The sequence below is a fragment of the Coleofasciculus sp. D1-CHI-01 genome (assembly GCF_040218875.1).
In the GTDB taxonomy this organism is placed as follows: Bacteria; Cyanobacteriota; Cyanobacteriia; order Cyanobacteriales; family Coleofasciculaceae; genus Coleofasciculus.
In genome coordinates this window covers 1-19,600 of record NZ_JAVJQP010000156.1, presented here as the reverse complement: position 1 = coordinate 19,600, position 19,600 = coordinate 1, and the positions used below count along the sequence as shown (strand labels likewise).

Here is a 19,600-nt window from a genome sequence, read left to right as displayed (position 1 = left end):
GTGCAAAACGTGTCAAAATAGATAGATGTAAAGAAAGATAAATTTAAACCGATGGGAGAACAACTGAGTCAAGTCCTAGAACCTATCGCGGCGTGGTTTCGCACGTTAGGCGTTCCTGAACCGATTGTTCACTGGGGACATCCTGTCATGATGGGAATCGTGATATTTGTTCTCGGTAGTTTTGTCGCGTATATGGGATGGCGTAGTCGGTTGACGAAGGATGGGGAAGTGGCGGCGAAAAGTCGTGCGTCTCACCGTCAGCTTGCACCGTTGATGTACCTGTTTATTGCGCTGGGGTATACCGGAGGCGTTCTTTCCCTGGTTATGCAGCATAAACCTATTTTTGAAAGTCCGCATTTTTGGACAGGTTCTTCTGCCGTCATTTTGTTAGGAATTAACGCGGTGATGACTTTCGGTTTTGGGGGTGATAAGAAGGAATCGTTTCGTACTGCTCATGCTTATTTGGGTAGTACAATCATGATCCTGCTCGTTGTTCACGTTGTCCTTGGTCTAAAACTGGGTTTTTCAATTTAAAACCTTAATGACAACAACTGTAAAATCGTTGTAATGCGTTAAGCGAAGCCATGCCGCAGGCTTTGCATCTTGCTCGCTACCCATGTCAACAACTCAATGGTGCAACTACAGTTAATGACGATCGCCTTCTATAATAGTCCTAATTGCCCGATCCAGCAGTTCAATCGCTTCATTTTCATAATGATAGGTTTTAAATTTTTGTCCAGATTCTATCACTTCTGGGCGCTTGGAGGGACGGCGACCATAGTGGGATTGATAAAGCTGGAGCGCCAACGATCCAATCGAAGTCTTTTGCCCTTTGGTAGCATCAATATTGAGTTCACGGAGTCGCATCGCCACGCTAACAAATTGTTGATTTGGCGATGCTGGAGACTGGGTAGTTCTCACCTGATTCAGTGCATCGATTAAGCTTTGATCAGACTCAGATAATAATAAAGGCAACTGAGTATATCGACGCATTGGTCTATCGATACTAACAGCATACCTTAACGTTTCTGGTCTACCAACAGCGATAAATCCACCGTAGCTGGTACGAGTCATCGTGGTGTAGAGAAGTTGACGAGAAAGCATCCGGTGGTTTGAAGGCGACAGAGGCATAATTACATACTGAAATTCACTACCTTGAGCCTTATGGCAAGTTAGGCAAAACGAATGCATAATCTGCTCAAAAATGCCGGGGACATAATCAACAACCGCGCCGCCTTCAAATGCCACCTTAACCCGTTCTGGCTGGGATTTAGGATGAACCTCAATTACCCAACCCCCCTCGCCATTCATCACCGCCGGGATTGTATCATATCGATTCTTTAATTGAATCACGCGATCGCCAACTCGATACACCACCTCCCCCGTTTCCACTTCTGGCTGTTCCGGTTGTTTTGGGTTAAATAGAGGCTGTAATCGTTTATTTAAGGCTTGAACCCCAACCACTCCTTTCTTTTGGGGAGCAAGAACCATTACCTGATTTTTTAAGTCAACCTGATCACGCTGCATCTGTGCCACGAGTTCGACAATGGTATCGGCAATTGCTTCCGGGGTGTGGCGACACAGCAGGGCGCAATCGGAAACCTGTTGCCATTGCTGAGGAGAGTGAAACTGTTCCAACTGAGGAACCACGCCACGAATGACATCTTCTGCGGCATAGATAATTGGACTTTCTTGCCGTTGGCGGTAAATTTTGTTCAGGCGAGAACAGGGTACAACCTCAGATATCAGTAAGTCGCGCAGCACCATTCCCGCGCCTACACTGGGAAGCTGATTATGATCCCCAACCAACACGATTCTCGTCTGGGGTTCTAAGGCTTTTAAAAGGGAATTAAACAGGAAAATATCGACCATACTAAATTCGTCAATAATTAACCAATCAATCTGCAAAGGGTTTTCCTGATTAAACTCAAACTTTTGACCGTACCCTCGCCACTGAAGGAGACGATGAATGGTTTGGGCATCTAACCCGGTGGCGTTCTTCATGCGGGTTGCTGCCTTTCCCGTAGGTGCCGCTAAAGCCACCTTGAATCTACACTGAGTCAGCCAATCGATCAAATACTTCAAAATATGCGTTTTCCCTCGCCCAGCACCCCCCGTAATAATGCTAATTGGCTGGGCATAAGACTTTAACAGTGCCTGTCGCTGTTCTGGAGCCAGCACATCAGACTCCCGCCATGCTTCTGCTTCTAGTTCTTGTAACCACTCCTCTAACGGCTCAATAGACAGTTGCCTGCGAGAGGCAAAATAAAGAATCAATTGGGCAACATTAACCTCAGCCCGATAAATTGGTTTTAAGTAGAGTGACTCGGATAACCGTCCCTCAACTACAATTTTTTGGGTGAGCGCATTCTCTAATACCTGATTAAGTAACTGGGGATTTGGTGTATGTCCGGGACAACTCAATAACCCCAGTGCTGCTTCAATAAGTTCGGAGCTGGGGAGGAAACAATGTCCCTGATTTCTGGCATCTTGTAAGGTTTGAAGAATCCCTTGTTCATAGCGCAGAGGACTATCAGGAAGCATTCCCAACTTGAGCGCTAAACTATCAGCTATCTTAAATCCAATGCCGTCAAGATCATTAATAATCTGATAAGGGTTGGTGTTGAGGACAGATGCTGTACGCTGATCATAGTAGTCCGTCAGTTTTAGGGTTAGCCCCAAAGATATCCCCATCCCCAGCAACCAAGCTTGAGTCCCTCGGACTGGGTTGCTCTTGCTTTTCTCCCAAGCCGAGAGAATGGCATCAATCCGATATGGGTATAACCCAGGAATAAGTTTAAGTCGTTGGGGTGAGAACTCCAGAACCTCCAGGGTATCAGAGCCAAAATATGCCGCCAGCAAAGCGGCTGTCTTCTTGCCTATGCCATGAAATATGCCACTGGCAAGATACTGTTCAATTTCTGCTGGATTGAGCCTGGGTAATTGATCGCTGTTATCTGTTGGGAAAGCCATTGACATGATTGATTGTCCCTGAACAGGTGAACCAGAAATCCCACCTTGTACCTAATCGCAAGTCCGGTAGTATCTTCATTGTACAGTGGAGAGCGATCGCACTGCCTGAATAGTCCTTCCGGTAATGCCGGCGAGACCTATCAATTAGTCAAAACGTCTAATTTTGATGTCTTGAATTTCTTTCCATTCTTGACTGATTTTAATTCGATTACGAATCACTTTTTCAAAACTCGTATCTCTCGTCACTGCTTTGACCATGATCACACTTTCCTTTAAAAGGACTAGCCATTGAGGAAGATTAATCGCTAAAGGATTACCAGCGTATGCAAAAACTTTTATAGCATTTCCACTGGCGGCTAAGGTATGAGATAGGAACAGCATTTTATGCAGTTTCAAATTAGCCTGAATTTGGCTAGTTTCCTTGTTTACATCAAAACTATATAAAGAAGATTGAGGATGTATTGGCTTGTCTACAGAAAGGTATTGATAAGCTCTGACAATAATTTCAACAACAGCCACCGAAACGGACATAGTAACGAAATGTCTTAAGTCATAACCATTCAGATACATCCATCGAGAAATTTCCGCCACTGTCTTTTGACTTGTTCCAAATGAACCAATTTGTAGGAGTTGGAGAAAACCCCAACTAGGAATGGGAATTCCCATTTTAGTACACAAGTCAGAAACGATATGACCTAACCAAATAAACGGTGCAAAAAATTTTTCTTCTTGTGGTAAGTCAAAGGTTTTAATGATTTGCAGCTTGCCATTGATATCAAAGGTTGTCAGTGAGCCATTGAAAATATCAATCGATCCAAAAATGAGACCAAATAGAGGATCATGACCAAGGCTTAATAGCCTATGTGTTTTGGGAGTAAACCCCTTATTTTCCGGGTTAATACTTTGGTCATAAGGAACTTTACACACGTCTTCGCACCACTGAAGAAACGGACTTAATTTTCCATCTTGATCGACTCCTAAGCTTCTTAACCAACTTGTAAAGTTGCTTCCCTTCTGTTGATAGTGACTGAGATAATTTATGTTTTTAGGTATTCTGACAACCAAAAAATCAACAATCGAAGCTACTAAGCCAGATAGTCCCACTATGGCATAATCTAAACTTGACAAAGATGGGAGGAGAGCCGGATTCCGAAAAACTTCTTCTCTAATCTTGGCTTCAGCCACTTCCGGATGGTAATTCAAGAAAAACTGATCATCCCATGTCCATTCTTTGGATAAACTCGTTTTAACTGAAGTGGGTTCTACAAATCTTGGCATAGATATTCTTGCCTTTTCTGCAAGGAGGAAAACTTCGGAATATTATCCTTTTGGATAAAAATAATCTCCTTCATTACAACTTCTAACTTCGCGGCTTGAGTTAACGCAATATCAGGAGATTGAGCAAATAAAGTACCAACGGTTGCACCGGCACTACCACCAAGGATAGCTCCACCAGCTACAAGAACAGCAAAACCACCTGCCATTCCAAAACCACCGACAGCGATTGCTCCACCACCAAGAAATGCTAAAACTGCTGATACGGCTGCTGCCCCTGAAAGACCTGGTGCCAGTATCGGTGCGAGAAACATGGCGATGGCAGGTGTGAAAAAAGCCGCTGCTACTGCTAAAATGGCTGTACCGATAAAACCACCCATGAGTGTCTTGACAAAACGCCCACTTATTCCATTAATGGCTTTCTTGTAATTTTCTGTAAAGCGTTTAACGCAGTCTGTTAGATGAAAAATATATAGCAGTAGACACATCGGTTAGGACTTTCCGAAGTGTTGTAGAGACGTTGCATGCAACGTCTCTACCAAATGATGCGTCCTAACCGCTATGGTGATTGCTATAAGACGTAAAATCGGCGTAATTATTCTCGGAGTGGCGATACTGAATATAATAACAACTTTAACTTAAGCTGGCAAGTACCCTTACAGTTAATTGATCAATTGCCAATATTATGGGAAAAGGTGTAATCATTTCGTCAGATAATTCGGGCTTGCTGACTGACGCGATCGCACCATCTCTCTACCCCGTTTAAGGCATGAAGAGCCACTAAAGTGGCTACTACAAACAGGCTATTACAAACAGCGCGATCGCACGTTTCCTTTAACGCCAATCTTCCCAATCTTGATTAAAAATCGACGTATCCGGAAACGCCGTCGGATTATTATTCGCCTCCAACCGCCGTCGCAACACCTGCAACTGTGAATCATAAGGTGGAAGTCCATCCACCAATTCAAACGGTGCAATCCCCTTCTCCAACGCAAACGCCGCCGTCGTTCCCGCCCCTGCACCCGATGACCATTCAAAGGAATGCACCCGATACGCCGCCGCTGCAATATGACTCGTAGCAATACTTTTTCCCGCCACTAACATATTGTCAATCTTTTGCGGAATCATCGCCCGCAGGGGAATTTGAAACGGATAGGCTTGACCCGCCCCTTGACGTTCCCCCTCCCGTTCCGTATTTCCTGGCGCTTCTGGGGGAGAGAAACTCATGCAGGGGTGAAAATCAATCGCATAATGTCCAATTCCCACGGAATCGGGATAGATGGTTGAACGAGTGCGTCGATTTACCTCATCGGGTGATACCTCACCCTGAATCACCGAAATCGCTTCTCGTCCCGCTAAAGCCGTCCATAATTGGCGATACATTTTGGGAGATAAGGTTTGACGGTAATAATCCTCCCGGTAATTGCGGCGAGACATATCAATTTCCCAAATTGTAAACCCCTCCGGATACCCAAAAGCAGGGCGTCCAATAATTCGCCGTCCTTCTCGCATATAGGGATACTTGGATAACCCATGTACTGTTCCCATGGGAGAGTCTAATCCGGATAAATAACGATAACTGGGATGGGGTTCCTTCACGCCATCACCAAGTTGGGAGTCTGTTGTTCCCTCAACTAACCAATAGAAATACCCCAGGGAGAGTTCCTCCGCCTTGCGTAAACTCTCGGTTCGCAAACCCCCCATCCAGCCTCCGGGGGCTAACTGTCCCGTCGCTTGCAATTGGTCAGGAGTATAAACAAGGTTATCAACCTCTGTACCCGGACGGTAGTCATTTCCCCACGTCCAGTTTTGCATGGAGATATCCCCGACGGTGGGCGCGGTAAAGGAAATTCCGCTAAATTTCTCTGGTTCACCTTTTTTAGGACTCCAAATCCGCCGATAGGTAAACACTAAGTCAAAGTCAGCTAAGCGGGGTAATTCATAACTATAATAGGGTTCGTACTGCGGGTAAAATGGTGGCATTTCATGGCTTTGAGGTTCCTGCGTGGCTTCCATGGCAAAGGTGTAGGTAAACCCCTGAGTGCAATAGGGATTCCCAGTGGCGCTGGAAGACGAGGGTTCGAGATGAGAACGGGGGTCAATTCCCAAGCGGTAGGGGACATTGGTTAACCCAATCAGTTCTCCCGTTTCTGTGGCTTCCACAACATACCAGTCTGGGGCGTTTCCTGGCGATGGGTTTTGCGGAACGAAGCGGATAATGGTTTTGTCAAACTGGGGGGAATCTTGGTACTGATACCAATCTTCAATGGTTTGCGATAAGGGAAACGTGTTCAGGGGTGGTGCATCAGGGGTGGGTTGATGCTGAATCGCGATCGCACTTTTAATCAAGTTCCCGGTAGGATTGTAGTCAAGTTCCTTAATCACCGTGGAGGGAAACCACTTCAGTGTCCCTTTCCCCCGTTTGGCTGCATCCTGCAACATATCTAAAAGGATATCGTGGGCGTCACTGGGAATAAAACAGGATTCACTCACCCAACAATCCCCCGGATTCAGTTCCTTGTATTTGCGTCTAATCCGTTCCCGCAATTCCAAATAACCGCGAGAATAGAAAAGGCGCGATCGCTGAGTCGGGCGTTCATCCAGTGCAGAGGTTCCCTGGGAGGAAATCTGTCCCCCTACCCAATCGGTAATCTCCGTCAAGCAAACTGTTCGTCCGGCGAGTAACCCTTCATAAGCTGTCGCTGCACCCGCTAATCCACCCCCAACCACCAAGATTTCACAGGTGACGGTTTCATCGGAAGTGCCATCGGGGGCGCTACGGGATACTGGGGCAAAGGATAGTAGAGAAATCAGGCTAAAAGACAAGGAAATGATAGATTTTCCGGCAGATACACGTCGAGAAGGCTTCATAAGAGTTAAAATGCAGTGCGTATCAGATGTTACGACAGATGTCTTGACGTTGCCATCACCCGATAAGTTCATCTGCGCGATCGCGTCACCTGTATTATACTTGTAGTATGTTAATGTTATTTAGCGCTAGAGACACAGGTTTATGCCTTACGAACAACTGAAACTGTCCACTGATAAGCCCGTTTTCTCCTGGGCGAATCATGATTTAAGTCATGATGAAACCCAGATGGCAAAAAATGTGGCTTCCCTACCCTTTGTATTTAAACATGTGGCGTTAATGCCAGATGTTCACTTAGGCAAAGGCGCATTAGTTGGGTCGGTTCTTGCCACTAAAGATGCTGTCATTCCGGCGGCGGTGGGCGTCGATATTGGCTGTGGAATGGCAGCGATTAAAACACCATTTAGCGCAGAACAACTGGAGGGGAAACTCAAGAAAATTCGCTTAGATATTGAAGCCGCCATTCCTCTGGGATTTAACCAAAATAAAGAGGTAGAAAAAGATGCCAGCAATTGGCAAGGCTGGACACATTTCAAAGACTTACATCGCGGTGTGCAGGATGTGCAAGGAAAAGCGATGAAGCAGTTGGGTTCTCTGGGTGGCGGAAATCACTTTATTGAAGTGTGCCTCGATACAGAGGATGCCGTGTGGTTAATGCTACATTCTGGTTCTCGGAATATTGGCAATCGCTTGGCGCAATGCCATATTAGCACCGCGAAGGAATTAGCCAAATTAGCCGAAAATCGCTTACCTGATCCCGATTTAGCCTACTTTATTGCTGGAACTCCAGAATTTGCCGCCTACTGGCGAGATTTACAATGGGCGCAGAATTATGCCCGTTATAATCGCGATGTAATGATGGCGCGTTTTAAGCGAATTGTGGAACAACATTTGGCGGGAGGTAAGCCAATCAAGCCCTTGTTAGAGGTAAATTGCCATCATAATTATGCCGAGAAAGAAGTCCATTTTGGGGAAGACGTGTATGTGACGCGCAAGGGTGCAGTACGGGCGCGTGAAGAGGATTACGGAATTATACCAGGTTCGATGGGGGCAAAGTCATTTATTGTCAAAGGGAAAGGGAATCATGCAAGTTATTGCAGTTGCTCCCATGGCGCAGGGCGTTTAATGTCTCGGAACAAGGCAAAGAAAAAGTTTTCCCTGGATGATTTGGTGACACAAACTCAAGGGGTTGAATGTCGCAAAGATGGCGGGGTTTTGGATGAGATTCCCGGCGCGTATAAACCCATTGATGAAGTGATGACTAATCAAGCGGACTTGGTGGAAGTGGTGGCGACGCTAAAGCAGGTAGTTTGTGTGAAAGGTTGATTTGTAGGGTGGGCAATGCCCACCTTATTTGTTATTTGTTGATGCTAATTTACTATAAGTAGGTTGGTGGAAATAAATTTAACTAAATTAAGTTATGTAAACAAGTCTCAAACCCTTACTGTTCCCTAATCTCAACCGTTAACTTTAATTGTGTGCACCCAGCTTAGTCTTACGGATACCGTCCTTGGGCAATTAATACTTGACGATACGACAAACGAGTTGAAGCATTGACTTTGAGTAAAAACACCGTGGCTCGACCTGTTGCTGTCGTACCAATAATGTGAGTTTTTTCTAAGGTAAAGTGATCTGTCCAGATTTGGTAGCGCGGGTTGAACAAAGGGACAATTTCATGAGTAACTGGGTCAAAGATTGTTAAGTCAGAACCCTTATGACGGTTGCAAGATAAACAGGATAATGCAAGATTTTCGGCTACGGTTTGACCGCCGTGTTTTCGAGCAATAACGTGGTCAACTTCATGGCTGTAGATTGAATAATCTTGGTGAATGAGACAGTATTCACATTTACCCCGCGCCCGTTCAATCACTAGCTGACGTAGAGAAGGAGAAATTGAGGAAGTGGCCATTTATCCGATTAAGGCATAAGCTTTGGCTTTGAGCAAAATCATCAGATGCTCTAACTGCTCATATAAATCAAGTTCTGTTGCTTCAGTTTCTGTAAGGGTTCCTTCTCGGTTTTTGTCTAATAGGGTGCAAAGACGTGCTTGAGCTGCAGCTGAAACTTTGAAGGTCGTGATTTCTTGAGGAGTCGGGCGGGTGATCAGAAAGTCTAGAACTTCAGTATAGGCAATTGGAGCATCTGTTTGGCTAGTAACTGATGAAATTTGGTTAGGTAAGGAAATTCTGGGAGAAACGGTTTCTACGAGACGCTGTAGTAATTCCGGGAGACGATCCCGGAGTGGTTCTAGGCGTTGAGCTAGTTCGTCTGGTACTTGAATGGTTAGTTCAGCCATGGTTGCTTTTTCGTGCCTGGAAAACTGCGAGTCTATAACTAGATTGGATGATCTATGCTGTCTTTATCATAAGCTGAATAGATTGATATGAGGAAATCCTAACTCCTAAAAACTCACATCTTTCACCATTATAAACAAGTCAAGTTGTAGGGTGCGTTAGCGAAGCGTAACGCACCGTTGATCTTATCTATCATTGAAGTCAAGATTTAGGGAAATGTTAAATTTAGCGAGTTCTGATTCCAGTTTTTCTAAATCTTCAGTCTCGCACAGACGCTAAATACTAGAATATTCATAGCCACTGTTCTACTTCATTATAATGCCTGAAACTATTACCGCCATCTATGAAAATGGAGTGCTGCGCCCCTTAACTCCCTTGCCCCTGCAAGAACATCAAACCGTGCAGATTCAGATTTTGCCTGAAGATTCAGCAACTCAACTTGAACGTATCAGCCAATCCTTAGCTGCGGCTGGACTGGTTACTCCTCCCCCTCATCAGAACGGTGTTGAACCTGTCTGTGAAGCTACATGGCAAGAATTGACAGAAAAACTAAGAGCTATCCCCGGTAAACCCTTGTCTGAAATCATTATTGAGGATCGGGGCGAATGGTAAATGCTTACTTCCTGGATAGCAGCGCCTTAGTCAAACGTTATATACCGGAAACAGGCAGTGCCTGGATACAAGCGATCGCGGATACTGCAACAGGTCACCTATTATTTATTTAAACTCAGCCGAGAAATATAGTAACGTTAATTTCCCAAATTCCTCACTATCAGGGCGCACGTCTATGCGCCCCTACTCATCCTCATCTGACTCATCCAAATACAGCCGGATAAACTCTTGCGCCGCCGCCGGATCAATCTTCCGCAGTGCCTTCCTGATTTCCAAGACTGCCTCAGCTGCGGGATCTCTCGTTCCGCTAAACCAATAGTGAACTGTTGAGCGACCAATTCCCATCGTTACCGCCAATTTATTTTGGCTGATGCCATAGATCTGCAATACCTGTCTGAGTGCTTCACCCGCTTTTCCCATAGCTTCTATGGTGATCGAATACCTTTGATCACCTCTAACCTTCCGATGATTATTCCTCATCATCTACCGAATTATCACCTAAATACAGTCGGATAAACTCCGTCGCCGCCGCCGAGTTGATCTTCCGCAGCACTTGCACAATATCTTTCACAGTTTCAGCCGTTGGATCTCTCACCTCATTGACCCAACGGTATACATTAGAGCGTCCAATCCCTAATTCTGCCGCTAATCGATATTGACTAATTTCATACGTTTCCAGCACCTTTTTCAAAGCTTTGCCTGCTTGTCCCATGACTCTGAATTGTGGCAAACCCTAACCACTGAGTCAACGGCTCCTTCATAGATTAGGCTATGAGCAGCTATAAGTAGACCATTAAAAATTCCATGACAGAAGATAGCGTCGCTTAATCCCCAAAACTACTCCTCATCCTCATCTGACTCATCCAAATACAGCCGGATAAACTCTTGCGCCGCCGCCGGATCAATCTTCCGCAGTGCCTTTCTGATTTCCAAAACTGTCTCAGCGGAAGGATCTTGAGTGTTTTGATACCAGTAGTGAACCGTTGATCGACCAATCCCCATTGTCACCGCCAATTTATTTTGGCTGATTTTGTACGTCTGCAATACCTGCCTTAGCGCTTCACCTGCTTTTCCCATGGTTTCTATAGTGTCAGAGGCTTATGACTCAGTAAATGTTCATAGTTATGAACTTTGTGCTAAACTGACTTTATGTTCGTTTTTATGAACAAAAACTGCAAAAGTTAGGACAACTCCAATGACTCAAGACTTTATCCGCGATTCCTCCCCAACTCCCAACCCTGCAACCCCTGTACCATCTACGCCCCCGCCAGACAACCGGCACCCTCTAAAAGTCATCGTTATCAGTTCACCCCAAGGCGTCACCCGCACCATTCACACCTTCTATCGCCTCGGCTACGCCCACGTCAGCGAGTGGAGTAAGCCCCAACCCACCCAGAATCCTGGCGAAGTGATGAGTATTCTCTATCGCCGCCTTCGTATCGATTAATGAACAGACTTAACCCCTAACCTCCTTCTCAACCCGGGAAGGGGGAAAAATCAAACCCCATTGAAAACCCAAAAATAGCTATGATGCGAATCCGACACCGTATTCATCCCCAAACCTTTGTCATCACTCTCAACCAAATCGCCAAATACTTGAACATTGATCCCCGGCGCATCCTCAACTGGGAAAAATGGCACAATGTTCTTTGGGTACATATCCAAGGACGGGGCGGTTATTTTGTGAGTTATCGCAATCTCGAACAATGGATCGCCGCTTGCCGTACTCTGATCCGCTTTTGTCCCAATCTAGAAGCCCTAAACCTTCTCTGGTCATTGATTCAGCAAGAATCCCAACGGTATACACAACAGGTCTGGGATCGGCTTCAAGCTATATACCAGCAACGCTACACCGAGTTATCTAGAGGTTCAATGGTGATATCACTTCCATGGACGTGATTGTAAAAATAGCCTCAAACCCTTGTCCTGTCGCCCTGCAAGGATGAACCTGTAAACGACATGGATAGGATAGGGATATCCTTAACGTTAAATTAGGGATTGAATAGCCAGACTTCATCCCTCCTAAGCCGTATAATTGAGGTAATCGGATGAATTTTTATTAAATATTGAATGCAGTAGTCTCGCCGTTTAGCTTCATCAAACTTAGGATTTAGGGCAGGGTTAAATTAGAGTAGTTTCAACGGATTTTCGTCGAAAAATCACATCGTCATTGTGATGTCAATCAATTAACCCAGTGATTGAAAATACAAAGAAATACTGAATTATTCATAACAATAGAAAATAAGTAAATGGTGGGCTAAGTCAAAATAAGGAGCGATCGCCGAGCCAATAACCAAACCAATGGCGATGTTCCAGGTCAGTGACAGCTAGGAACTAGACAGAACGTTTCCCCGTCAGGACTCAGACATTTAGAGACTCTAGATCTGACCCAACCGACTTATTGCTCAACATCTTCCAGCTAAGGCTGGATGTAAGGGCTGCATCTATCGTAGAGCATCAAACAAGTGCGATTATTCACATCGATATCACTATCGATCGCGATCGCGCCCTGTGAGTGAAAGCATCTATGATAAAAGGGTTTTAGTGCATGTCCGAACAATTCCGTCTGTTGCAATCTCTGATTCCGGCGATCGCCAAGGTTCCCGATCTTTACTCAGCATTGGATTTAGTGCTGCATCGCGTCTGTGAAGTCACCCATTGGGATTATGGTGAAGCATGGCTGCCGACGCCTGATTCTGGTCGTTTAACCTGTAGCCAAGCCTGGTCTGGCGATCCCTGTGATCTACAACCATGGCGACGCACCAGAGAAACACTAATATTTCCCCCCAATATCGGCATACCCGGACGGGTGTGGAGATCAAAACAACCAGAATGGATTGACCAAACCAAGGCAAATGGGATTGATCCTGATGCCGAATTCACTCTGCTTAGCGCCACGGATCAGCAACAAGGGTTTCAAGCTGGAGGCGCGATCCCCATTCTCCTCGATGATCGGGTACTCGCTGTCTTAACCTTTTTTACCCGCCACTCTCATCCTGGCGATCGCCAATGGATAGAATGGGTGAGTGCGATCGCGATGCAGTTGGGGTTGGTGATGGAACGCCAACGGTTAACCGAACAACTGCACCAGCAACAAGAATTTAATCAAAATTTAGTCGAAACCCATGGTGGCTTTTTTGTCGCCATTGACTCCCAGGGAAAAACCCGGATGATGAATCCCAGATTACTGGAAACGTTAGGTTATACCCTGGATGAAGTGAAAGGAACGGATTTTGTGAATACGTTTCTTCGAGACGTTGACCGCAAACCCTTTGCCAAATTAATCAAAACCACTGATGAAAAATCAGAATTACAATCGCCCACCGTCCATGAAACCGGAGTCCTGACCAAAGAGGGTCAAGAACTTTGGGTAGAATGGCGTAGCCAACAGGTTTTTAAGAAAAGCGGTGAACTTGACTTCTTTTTTGCCATCGGACGGGATCAGAACGAACATTGTCTCACCCATCAAGAAACAGCCCGTTTAGCCTCGTTTCCCCTATTGACCCCCAATCCCATTGTCGAAATTGATTTAGCAGGGCGTGTGCGTTATCTTAACCCAGAAGCCATGCGCTTGTTGCCCGAATTATTAGAGAGTGAAGCTGAACATCCATTTTTGGCAGAAATGCCCTCGATGATTCGGTTGATGCAGCAGCAAAGTTCCTTGAGACGCGAGGTAAAAATTGGGGAAATTGTTTATGAACAAGTCCTGCATTACGTTCCCGAAATTGAGTGCATTCGCATTTATGCCTTAGATATTACCGATCGCAAACGAGCAGAAGAACTATTATTGTTTAATGCCTTTTACGATCGCCTCACCGGACTAGCGAACCGCGCCTTATTCATGGATCGCTTGCAGCAAGCCGGAAGACGCGCCCAACCGGGTCAAGGGGAGAACCGGGATTCTCCATCCTATCGATTTGCCGTGGTGTTACTCAATCTCAATCGCTTCAAAGTGGTTAACGAAAGTTTGGGGAATCATTTGGGGGATCAACTGCTGCAAGAGTTTGGACAGCGCCTACAAAACTGCTTGCGTCCCACGGATACTGTCGCCCGTTTGGGTGGAGATGAGTTTGCTATCCTGCTAGAGGGGATTCAGGGGGTTTGTGATGCCATTCAAGTGGCAGATGCAATTGAGCAAGCCTTGACATTACCGTTTAACCTGGAAGGGCGAGACGTGTTCATGACAACCAGCATTGGCATTGCCCTGAATACGAATCGCGATCGCCAGATTTTATCGGCTGAAGATATACTCCGTAACGCCAATACCGCCATGCATCGCGCCCGTTCCCAAGGCAAACCGGGCTATGCTATCTTTGATAACCAGATGTTAAGTCCCACGGTTGATCGATTACAGCTAGAAACCGATATGCGGCGTGCGATCGAACGGCAAGAATTTCAAGTTCATTATCAACCCATTGTCTCCCTACTCACTCATCAGATTACCGGCTTTGAAGCATTGGTACGTTGGCAACATCCGCAACGCGGGTTAGTCTTTCCCGCCGAGTTCATCCCCATCGCCGAAGAAACGGGATTAATTATTCCCATGGGGTGGTGGATACTGCGGGAAGCTTGTCGCCAACTCAGTATTTGGCAGCAGCAATTTCAAAGTCCCCAACCCTTGACGATGAATGTTAATTTGTCCTGTAAACAGTTTACGCAAGCGGATTTATTGGCGCAAATTGACCAAATATTAGAGGAAACTAATATTGCGGTTGGTAGTTTAAAGTTGGAGATTACCGAAAGTGTGGTCATCGACAATCCGGAACTGGTCAAAGACTTACTGTTGCAATTGAAAAAACGGCAAATTCATCTGTGTATTGACGACTTTGGCACTGGCTATTCCTCCTTAAGTCGCCTGCATAATTTTCCAATTAGCACGCTGAAAATTGACCGTTCATTTATCAGTCGGATTGGCGCGTTAGGAGAGAATTCGGAAATTGTTCAAGCGATTATCACCCTCGCCCGAACCATGAGTATGGATGTGGTGGCTGAGGGAATTGAGTTATTGGAACAAGTTTCGCCTTTAGTAGCATTGCAATGTCACTATGGTCAAGGGTTTTTATTCTCAAAACCCGTAGACAGTGATGGCGCTATAAAATTACTTCGAGGAAAATCGGTTCAGTTAGAGCGTCAGGTTAGTCGTTCAGTGAGCGTTAAGAATGAAGTCAAAACTTCTGTATCTGTCGAGGATAAGCGAGTACAATGATTTTTTGACGTTTTCTGACATTAGCCGACATTGTATGTCCGTAGTAGTATTAGTTTTATATAGCCGATGTAGGATTAGAGTGTAATCATCGATTTCTCACTCCATGCTCCAAGCTAACTGGGACAAAAGCACACGGCAAAGCATCAAAGGGAAAACCCCACTAATTGGGTTGGGTATAGTCCTACTCTCGCTGTTCTTTCCTTTGTTCCTGAGTGGAGTCGGATTGTTTCTTAGTCTCTGGGTTATTGTCCCAGCGCCTACGTTTTGGATGCTACCGCTAGCCGTGGCTGCGCCAGAAGCGAGTCCTTGGCTGCTGGGTGTGAATGCGATCGCACTAATACTAGCCATCTTAAATTTACACGAAGGCGGGCTTGACAATTTGGCAGTAATCTGTAGCCTGATTGGTTTAATCCTCAGCCTTTTGCCATTAATTCAGTTTCCAGCCGTGAATGCACGAATCGCGGCTCAAATGCTCAAGGATCTGGGTGTAGAGGATTTGGCAACAATTTCCCAGGATGCACCAACACCCATGCGTCCCCAACCTTTTAGTTTAGCCGATGCGTTTCGGGGGATTGCGATAGCGAAGCGCTGCTGCTTTCAGCAGATCGCGGAGGTTCGCATTGATCGAGGGATTATATTTTCTCAGCCGGATGGGGTCAACCTTAAACTCAATATTTACCGACCGTTGACTGTTGGTAAATATCCGGCGATTATTACCATCTATGGTGGGGCGTGGCAAATAGGGACTCCCGATAATAATGAGACATTTAACCGCTACATGGCAAATCAGGGCTACTCTGTGATCGCCATTGATTACCGTCATGCTCCCCAATATCACTTTCCCGCTCAACTGGAGGATGTACAGGCAGCTTTATCCTATATCCAAAGCCATGCTCATGAGTTAGAAATTGATACCGAACGAATCGCGCTCATGGGGCGATCGGCAGGGGCGCAACTAGCAGCACTTGCGGCTTATCATCTAAATACAATTCCGATTCGGGCTGTGGTTAATTACTACGGACCCGTAGATTTAAAAGAAGGATATCATGATTTGCCCTTTCCTGACCCGCTCAACATTCGGGCGATTCTCCGCGCCTTTTTAGCCGGAACGCCGGATGAAGTACCAGAACTTTATCGGCAAGCTTCTCCTATTAGTTATATTAAATCCGATCTGCCTCCTACGTTATTGGTCTACGCGGGTCGAGATCATATCATTAAGGCAAAGTTTGGACGCCAACTCTACGAGCAATTACAAGCGGCTGGGAATTGTGCTGTTTGGTTAGAAATTCCCTGGGCTGAACATGCTTTTGATGCGGTTTTTAATGGCGTGAGTAATCAGTTGGCATTGTATTACACGGAGCGATTTATGGCTTGGGCGTTGAAGTCTTATTGAAAATGAAGCGGGGAACTCAAGTTCCCGCTAAAAGCTCAAACCCGTTAAAACGGGTTATATCATATCCGGTTGCTCACTTTCGATAGTTGAAACTGAAGCTTGGAGATATCGATGATAGAGTTTCTGGCAGAGGTGATAACGGTTTGGGTGTCGCCATCATGCCAAGTTGCGTTCTAATACCAAATCCGATAACGGAACCCCCTTTTGCCATGGCGATTGAAATCGCTGCTACACTTGCCTTGCGTCCGCCTGCGCGAACTGGGTTATATGGGGAATAGCTAACCCGGATTTGGTATAACGTGTCATTCTGAGCGAAGCGTGACGCGCAGCGATAGCGACGTAAGGAGCAGATAAACTGAAAAAAAACAATTATGAAACATCTTGAGGGTAAAATCACAGTAGTCACAGGGGCAACGCGGGGTCTAGGTAAGGGAATTGCGATCGCGCTGGGTGAAGCTGGAGCGATAGTGTATATTACAGGGCGCACCCTGGAGCGTTCAACCTCTGATGATGGTGTATCCGGGAGTCTCCAGGAAACCCAATCCGCCGTTGAACAAGCTGGTGGCGTCTGCATTCCCATGCAAGTAGATCACAGTGACGATGAGCAAGTGCGTTTGTTGTTTGAGCGTATCCAGGATGAACAAGGACAACTGGATCTGCTGGTTAATAATGCTTACGCCGGGGTACAAGCCTTAACAGATGCTTCGGGAAAGCCGTTCTGGGAGAGTGAACCGAGTTTGTGGGATGCTTGCAATAATGTGGGGCTGCGGAGCCACTATGTTGCCAGTATTTTTGCCGCCCGGATGATGACCCCCCATCAGCAAGGACTTATTTGTACCATCTCCTCTTGGGGGAGTTTATCCTATATTTTTAGTCCTCCCTACGGTGCAGGTAAATCAGCGTGCGATCGCTTAGCCGCAGATATGGCGATTGAACTTAAACCCCAGAATATTGCATCCCTGTCAATTTGGCCCGGAATTGTGGGGACTGAAAAGTTTACTCAGTTTGCTGCCAATATGGATGAAAGTACGGCAGCTGACCCGAAAAACTCAGCCATAAAAGAGAGGTACAACTGGGAAACCCCCTTACTCACCGGACGGGTGATTGCGGCGCTAGCCACAGATTCCACGGTGATGCGACGAACCGGGCGGGTGCAGATTGTGGCGGAGTTGGCTAAACACTACGGATTGGTAGACAAAAACGGGGAACGTCCTGTATCGTTACGATCGCTGCGTTTCGTGCTTCCCCTTGTCTTTCCCGCCCTGAGAAAATCCCCCTGGCTGGTGCCTAATATTAATGTACCTTGGTCACTGCTACTGTTACAATCACTTAGCTCCCCTAAAATAGGGGCGGCTGAATAAGTTTTGGGGTGGGGGAAGATGGGGAAGATGGGGAAGATGAGGAAGATGAATGATCAATGACTAGAAAAGAGTTTTATGTGTAGGGGCGGGTTTCACTACTATCATTTTTTTGTCCACCCTAATGTCACTAAACCCGCCCTGTCTAAATGACAGATGACCAATGACCAATGACCAATGACCAATGACCAATGACCAATGACCAATGACCAATGACCAATAACAAACCTACTACAATAAACAGATGACCCAGCTACGCTCAGCCGTTGTCCTGATTACCGGTGCCACCGGTGGCTTTGGACAGGAATTAACCCGACAGTTATTGATGGCAGGTAGCCGATTAATCTTAACGGATTTGAATAAAACCACACTACATCAACAAGCTGAGGAAATTCAGCGCCAAGTCGCAACGGGGGAGGTACTGGCTTGCTTAGAGGCTGATTTGTCGTCTGGCGAGGGCTGTGAATCGCTGTATCATCAGGTTAAAGCCCTGGATAGTCCAATTGACATTTTGATTAATAATGCTGGAATAGGTTTGTTTGGTCGGATGGACGAAGTTCCAGCACCGGAATGGGAACGGTTAATGCAGGTGAACTTAATCACACCAATGCGTTTAAGTTCTTTATTTGTGGCGGATATGATTGCGCGTCAAAAAGGACATATTGTGAATATTTCATCCGTCGCGGGTTGGTTTGCACCAGCAGGGTTGACCCATTATTCTGCCAGTAAATATGGGTTACGGGGGTTTAGTGAGGGACTGTTCAATGAAGTCAGGGACTACAATGTCAAAGTGACAGCCGTTTATCCATTTTTTAGCCGTACCCCCATTCTGCAAGCTAAACGGTATGGCATACTCGCTGAAGGGCATCAAGGTGTGCCAGATTCTTGGACAACTGATCCAGCGAAGGTGATGGCGGCGACGATTCAAGGCATTCAACGGGATCAACTGCACGTCTTCCCGGATGCGATCGCGCAAAATGTCCAATTTTTCAAACGATACAGTCCTAGTTTATTAAACTGGATTACGAATGAGTTTTCCAAAAGATTAAACCGTGGTGCAAGTTAGTCATTCTCGCTCAACAGTACAGCAGGGTAATACCAGTCACAAGCAGTTGATTATCGGTGCAGGGTTTGTGGGATTGGGTATGGCTCAAGCCCTGAAAGCGGCGGGTATTGCCTATGATCAGGTAGATGGCAGTGATGATATCGGTGGCAATTGGTATCACGGGGTTTATGAAACTGCCCATATTATTTCATCCCGAACTATTACCCAATTTACTCATTTTCCCATGCCTGATGATTATCCAGATTTTCCCAGCGCTCAACATATCCGGGATTATCTGAATCGTTTTGCCGATCATTTTCAGTTACGGGAGCAGATTGAACTTAATCGTACTGTTGAGTATGTCCGACCCATTGAAAATAACCTCTGGGAAGTAACCTTTGTCAATGGAGAACAACGGATTTATAAAGGCGTATTACTGTGTAACGGACATCATTGGTGCAAACGGTTTCCAGAATTTGAGGGACAATTTCACGGGGAAATTATTCATTCTAAAGATTACAAAAAACCAGAACAACTGCGGGATAAACGAGTGCTAGTGATTGGCGGTGGAAACT

20 protein-coding genes are annotated in these 19,600 nt (G+C 45.9%); 10 read left to right on the top strand and 10 right to left on the bottom strand.

All coding sequences use genetic code 11. The features are described 5' to 3' along the window. Positions 1-51: 51 nt before the first annotated feature. Positions 52-534, top strand: a complete 483-nt coding sequence (locus tag RIB93_RS27535) for a DUF4079 domain-containing protein (RefSeq protein ID WP_446377678.1) — start codon at positions 52-54, stop codon at positions 532-534. A 111-nt stretch (positions 535-645) separates the two neighbouring features. On the opposite strand, the gene recD2 is transcribed toward RIB93_RS27535, so the two are convergent. The 5 genes from recD2 to RIB93_RS27510 form a co-directional block, all read right to left on the bottom strand. Then, a complete protein-coding gene (recD2, locus tag RIB93_RS27530; protein WP_446377676.1) occupies positions 646-2,979 on the bottom strand; it encodes an SF1B family DNA helicase RecD2 in 2,334 nt (777 codons plus the stop codon). Positions 2,980-3,117: 138 nt separating this feature from the next. After that, positions 3,118-4,251, bottom strand: coding sequence for a hypothetical protein (locus RIB93_RS27525; protein ID WP_446377674.1), 1,134 nt, complete (start codon positions 4,249-4,251; stop codon positions 3,118-3,120). Continuing rightward, positions 4,236-4,736, bottom strand: coding sequence for a hypothetical protein (locus RIB93_RS27520; RefSeq protein ID WP_446377672.1), 501 nt, complete (start codon positions 4,734-4,736; stop codon positions 4,236-4,238). The genes RIB93_RS27525 and RIB93_RS27520 overlap by 16 nt, the downstream gene beginning before the upstream one ends. 221 nt (positions 4,737-4,957) lie before the next feature. Then, positions 4,958-5,092: a hypothetical protein gene (locus tag RIB93_RS27515; RefSeq protein ID WP_446377670.1), complete on the bottom strand. Its 135-nt coding sequence runs from the start codon at positions 5,090-5,092 to the stop codon at positions 4,958-4,960. Continuing rightward, positions 5,083-7,119, bottom strand: a complete 2,037-nt coding sequence (locus RIB93_RS27510) for an FAD-dependent oxidoreductase (protein WP_446377668.1) — start codon at positions 7,117-7,119, stop codon at positions 5,083-5,085. The genes RIB93_RS27515 and RIB93_RS27510 overlap by 10 nt, the downstream gene beginning before the upstream one ends. A 142-nt stretch (positions 7,120-7,261) precedes the next feature. Between RIB93_RS27510 and RIB93_RS27505 the strand changes: the two genes are divergently transcribed. After that, positions 7,262-8,443, top strand: coding sequence for an RtcB family protein (locus tag RIB93_RS27505; protein WP_446377666.1), 1,182 nt, complete (start codon positions 7,262-7,264; stop codon positions 8,441-8,443). Between the two features lie 169 nt (positions 8,444-8,612). Here RIB93_RS27505 and RIB93_RS27500 read toward each other — a convergent pair whose 3' ends face one another. Beyond that, entirely contained in the window at positions 8,613-9,026 is a 414-nt protein-coding gene (locus RIB93_RS27500) for an HNH endonuclease (protein ID WP_446377664.1), read from the bottom strand. Further along, complete coding sequence (locus RIB93_RS27495; protein WP_446377662.1) at positions 9,027-9,413, bottom strand: hypothetical protein; 387 nt, start codon at positions 9,411-9,413, stop codon at positions 9,027-9,029. A gap of 316 nt (positions 9,414-9,729) precedes the next feature. Here RIB93_RS27495 and RIB93_RS27490 point away from each other — a divergent pair, with 316 nt between their 5' ends. After that, a complete protein-coding gene (locus tag RIB93_RS27490; RefSeq protein WP_446377660.1) occupies positions 9,730-10,023 on the top strand; it encodes an antitoxin family protein in 294 nt (97 codons plus the stop codon). A 183-nt stretch (positions 10,024-10,206) separates the two neighbouring features. Here the strand turns inward: RIB93_RS27490 and RIB93_RS27485 are convergent, their stop codons facing one another. The 3 genes from RIB93_RS27485 to RIB93_RS27475 form a co-directional block, all read right to left on the bottom strand. Continuing rightward, on the bottom strand, positions 10,207-10,443 hold the full coding sequence (locus RIB93_RS27485) for a helix-turn-helix domain-containing protein (protein WP_446377658.1): 237 nt from the start codon (positions 10,441-10,443) through the stop codon (positions 10,207-10,209). Positions 10,444-10,492: 49 nt separating this feature from the next. Then, positions 10,493-10,753, bottom strand: a complete 261-nt coding sequence (locus tag RIB93_RS27480) for a helix-turn-helix domain-containing protein (RefSeq protein ID WP_446377656.1) — start codon at positions 10,751-10,753, stop codon at positions 10,493-10,495. A gap of 107 nt (positions 10,754-10,860) precedes the next feature. Next, positions 10,861-11,100, bottom strand: a complete 240-nt coding sequence (locus RIB93_RS27475) for a helix-turn-helix domain-containing protein (protein WP_446377654.1) — start codon at positions 11,098-11,100, stop codon at positions 10,861-10,863. A gap of 118 nt (positions 11,101-11,218) precedes the next feature. Between RIB93_RS27475 and RIB93_RS27470 the strand changes: the two genes are divergently transcribed. The 7 genes from RIB93_RS27470 to RIB93_RS27440 form a co-directional block, all read left to right on the top strand. Continuing rightward, on the top strand, positions 11,219-11,470 hold the full coding sequence (locus tag RIB93_RS27470; protein WP_446377652.1) for a hypothetical protein: 252 nt from the start codon (positions 11,219-11,221) through the stop codon (positions 11,468-11,470). A gap of 80 nt (positions 11,471-11,550) precedes the next feature. Beyond that, positions 11,551-11,922: a hypothetical protein gene (locus RIB93_RS27465; RefSeq protein ID WP_446377650.1), complete on the top strand. Its 372-nt coding sequence runs from the start codon at positions 11,551-11,553 to the stop codon at positions 11,920-11,922. Between the two features lie 649 nt (positions 11,923-12,571). Further along, a complete protein-coding gene (locus RIB93_RS27460) occupies positions 12,572-15,229 on the top strand; it encodes an EAL domain-containing protein (protein ID WP_446377648.1) in 2,658 nt (885 codons plus the stop codon). A 103-nt stretch (positions 15,230-15,332) separates the two neighbouring features. Beyond that, on the top strand, positions 15,333-16,622 hold the full coding sequence (locus RIB93_RS27455; protein WP_446377646.1) for an alpha/beta hydrolase fold domain-containing protein: 1,290 nt from the start codon (positions 15,333-15,335) through the stop codon (positions 16,620-16,622). Between the two features lie 371 nt (positions 16,623-16,993). Next, complete coding sequence (locus tag RIB93_RS27450) at positions 16,994-17,983, top strand: SDR family NAD(P)-dependent oxidoreductase (protein ID WP_446377644.1); 990 nt, start codon at positions 16,994-16,996, stop codon at positions 17,981-17,983. Positions 17,984-18,224: 241 nt separating this feature from the next. Next, on the top strand, positions 18,225-19,046 hold the full coding sequence (locus tag RIB93_RS27445) for an SDR family NAD(P)-dependent oxidoreductase (protein ID WP_446377642.1): 822 nt from the start codon (positions 18,225-18,227) through the stop codon (positions 19,044-19,046). Between the two features lie 79 nt (positions 19,047-19,125). After that, positions 19,126-19,600: flavin-containing monooxygenase (locus tag RIB93_RS27440; RefSeq protein ID WP_446377721.1), on the top strand; the 475-nt coding region annotated here is incomplete at its 3' end.

Coding starts and splice junctions, on each gene's coding strand:
- RIB93_RS27465 (WP_446377650.1), top strand. CDS start 11,551: ATGATGCGAATCCGACACCGTATTCATCCCCAAACCTTTGTCATCACT.
- RIB93_RS27520 (WP_446377672.1), bottom strand. CDS start 4,736: ATGTGTCTACTGCTATATATTTTTCATCTAACAGACTGCGTTAAACGC.
- RIB93_RS27455 (WP_446377646.1), top strand. CDS start 15,333: ATGCTCCAAGCTAACTGGGACAAAAGCACACGGCAAAGCATCAAAGGG.
- recD2 (WP_446377676.1), bottom strand. CDS start 2,979: ATGTCAATGGCTTTCCCAACAGATAACAGCGATCAATTACCCAGGCTC.
- RIB93_RS27470 (WP_446377652.1), top strand. CDS start 11,219: ATGACTCAAGACTTTATCCGCGATTCCTCCCCAACTCCCAACCCTGCA.
- RIB93_RS27475 (WP_446377654.1), bottom strand. CDS start 11,100: ATGGGAAAAGCAGGTGAAGCGCTAAGGCAGGTATTGCAGACGTACAAA.
- RIB93_RS27535 (WP_446377678.1), top strand. CDS start 52: ATGGGAGAACAACTGAGTCAAGTCCTAGAACCTATCGCGGCGTGGTTT.
- RIB93_RS27445 (WP_446377642.1), top strand. CDS start 18,225: ATGACCCAGCTACGCTCAGCCGTTGTCCTGATTACCGGTGCCACCGGT.
- RIB93_RS27450 (WP_446377644.1), top strand. CDS start 16,994: ATGAAACATCTTGAGGGTAAAATCACAGTAGTCACAGGGGCAACGCGG.
- RIB93_RS27460 (WP_446377648.1), top strand. CDS start 12,572: ATGTCCGAACAATTCCGTCTGTTGCAATCTCTGATTCCGGCGATCGCC.
- RIB93_RS27500 (WP_446377664.1), bottom strand. CDS start 9,026: ATGGCCACTTCCTCAATTTCTCCTTCTCTACGTCAGCTAGTGATTGAA.
- RIB93_RS27525 (WP_446377674.1), bottom strand. CDS start 4,251: ATGCCAAGATTTGTAGAACCCACTTCAGTTAAAACGAGTTTATCCAAA.
- RIB93_RS27495 (WP_446377662.1), bottom strand. CDS start 9,413: ATGGCTGAACTAACCATTCAAGTACCAGACGAACTAGCTCAACGCCTA.
- RIB93_RS27505 (WP_446377666.1), top strand. CDS start 7,262: ATGCCTTACGAACAACTGAAACTGTCCACTGATAAGCCCGTTTTCTCC.
- RIB93_RS27485 (WP_446377658.1), bottom strand. CDS start 10,443: ATGGGAAAAGCGGGTGAAGCACTCAGACAGGTATTGCAGATCTATGGC.
- RIB93_RS27510 (WP_446377668.1), bottom strand. CDS start 7,119: ATGAAGCCTTCTCGACGTGTATCTGCCGGAAAATCTATCATTTCCTTG.
- RIB93_RS27490 (WP_446377660.1), top strand. CDS start 9,730: ATGCCTGAAACTATTACCGCCATCTATGAAAATGGAGTGCTGCGCCCC.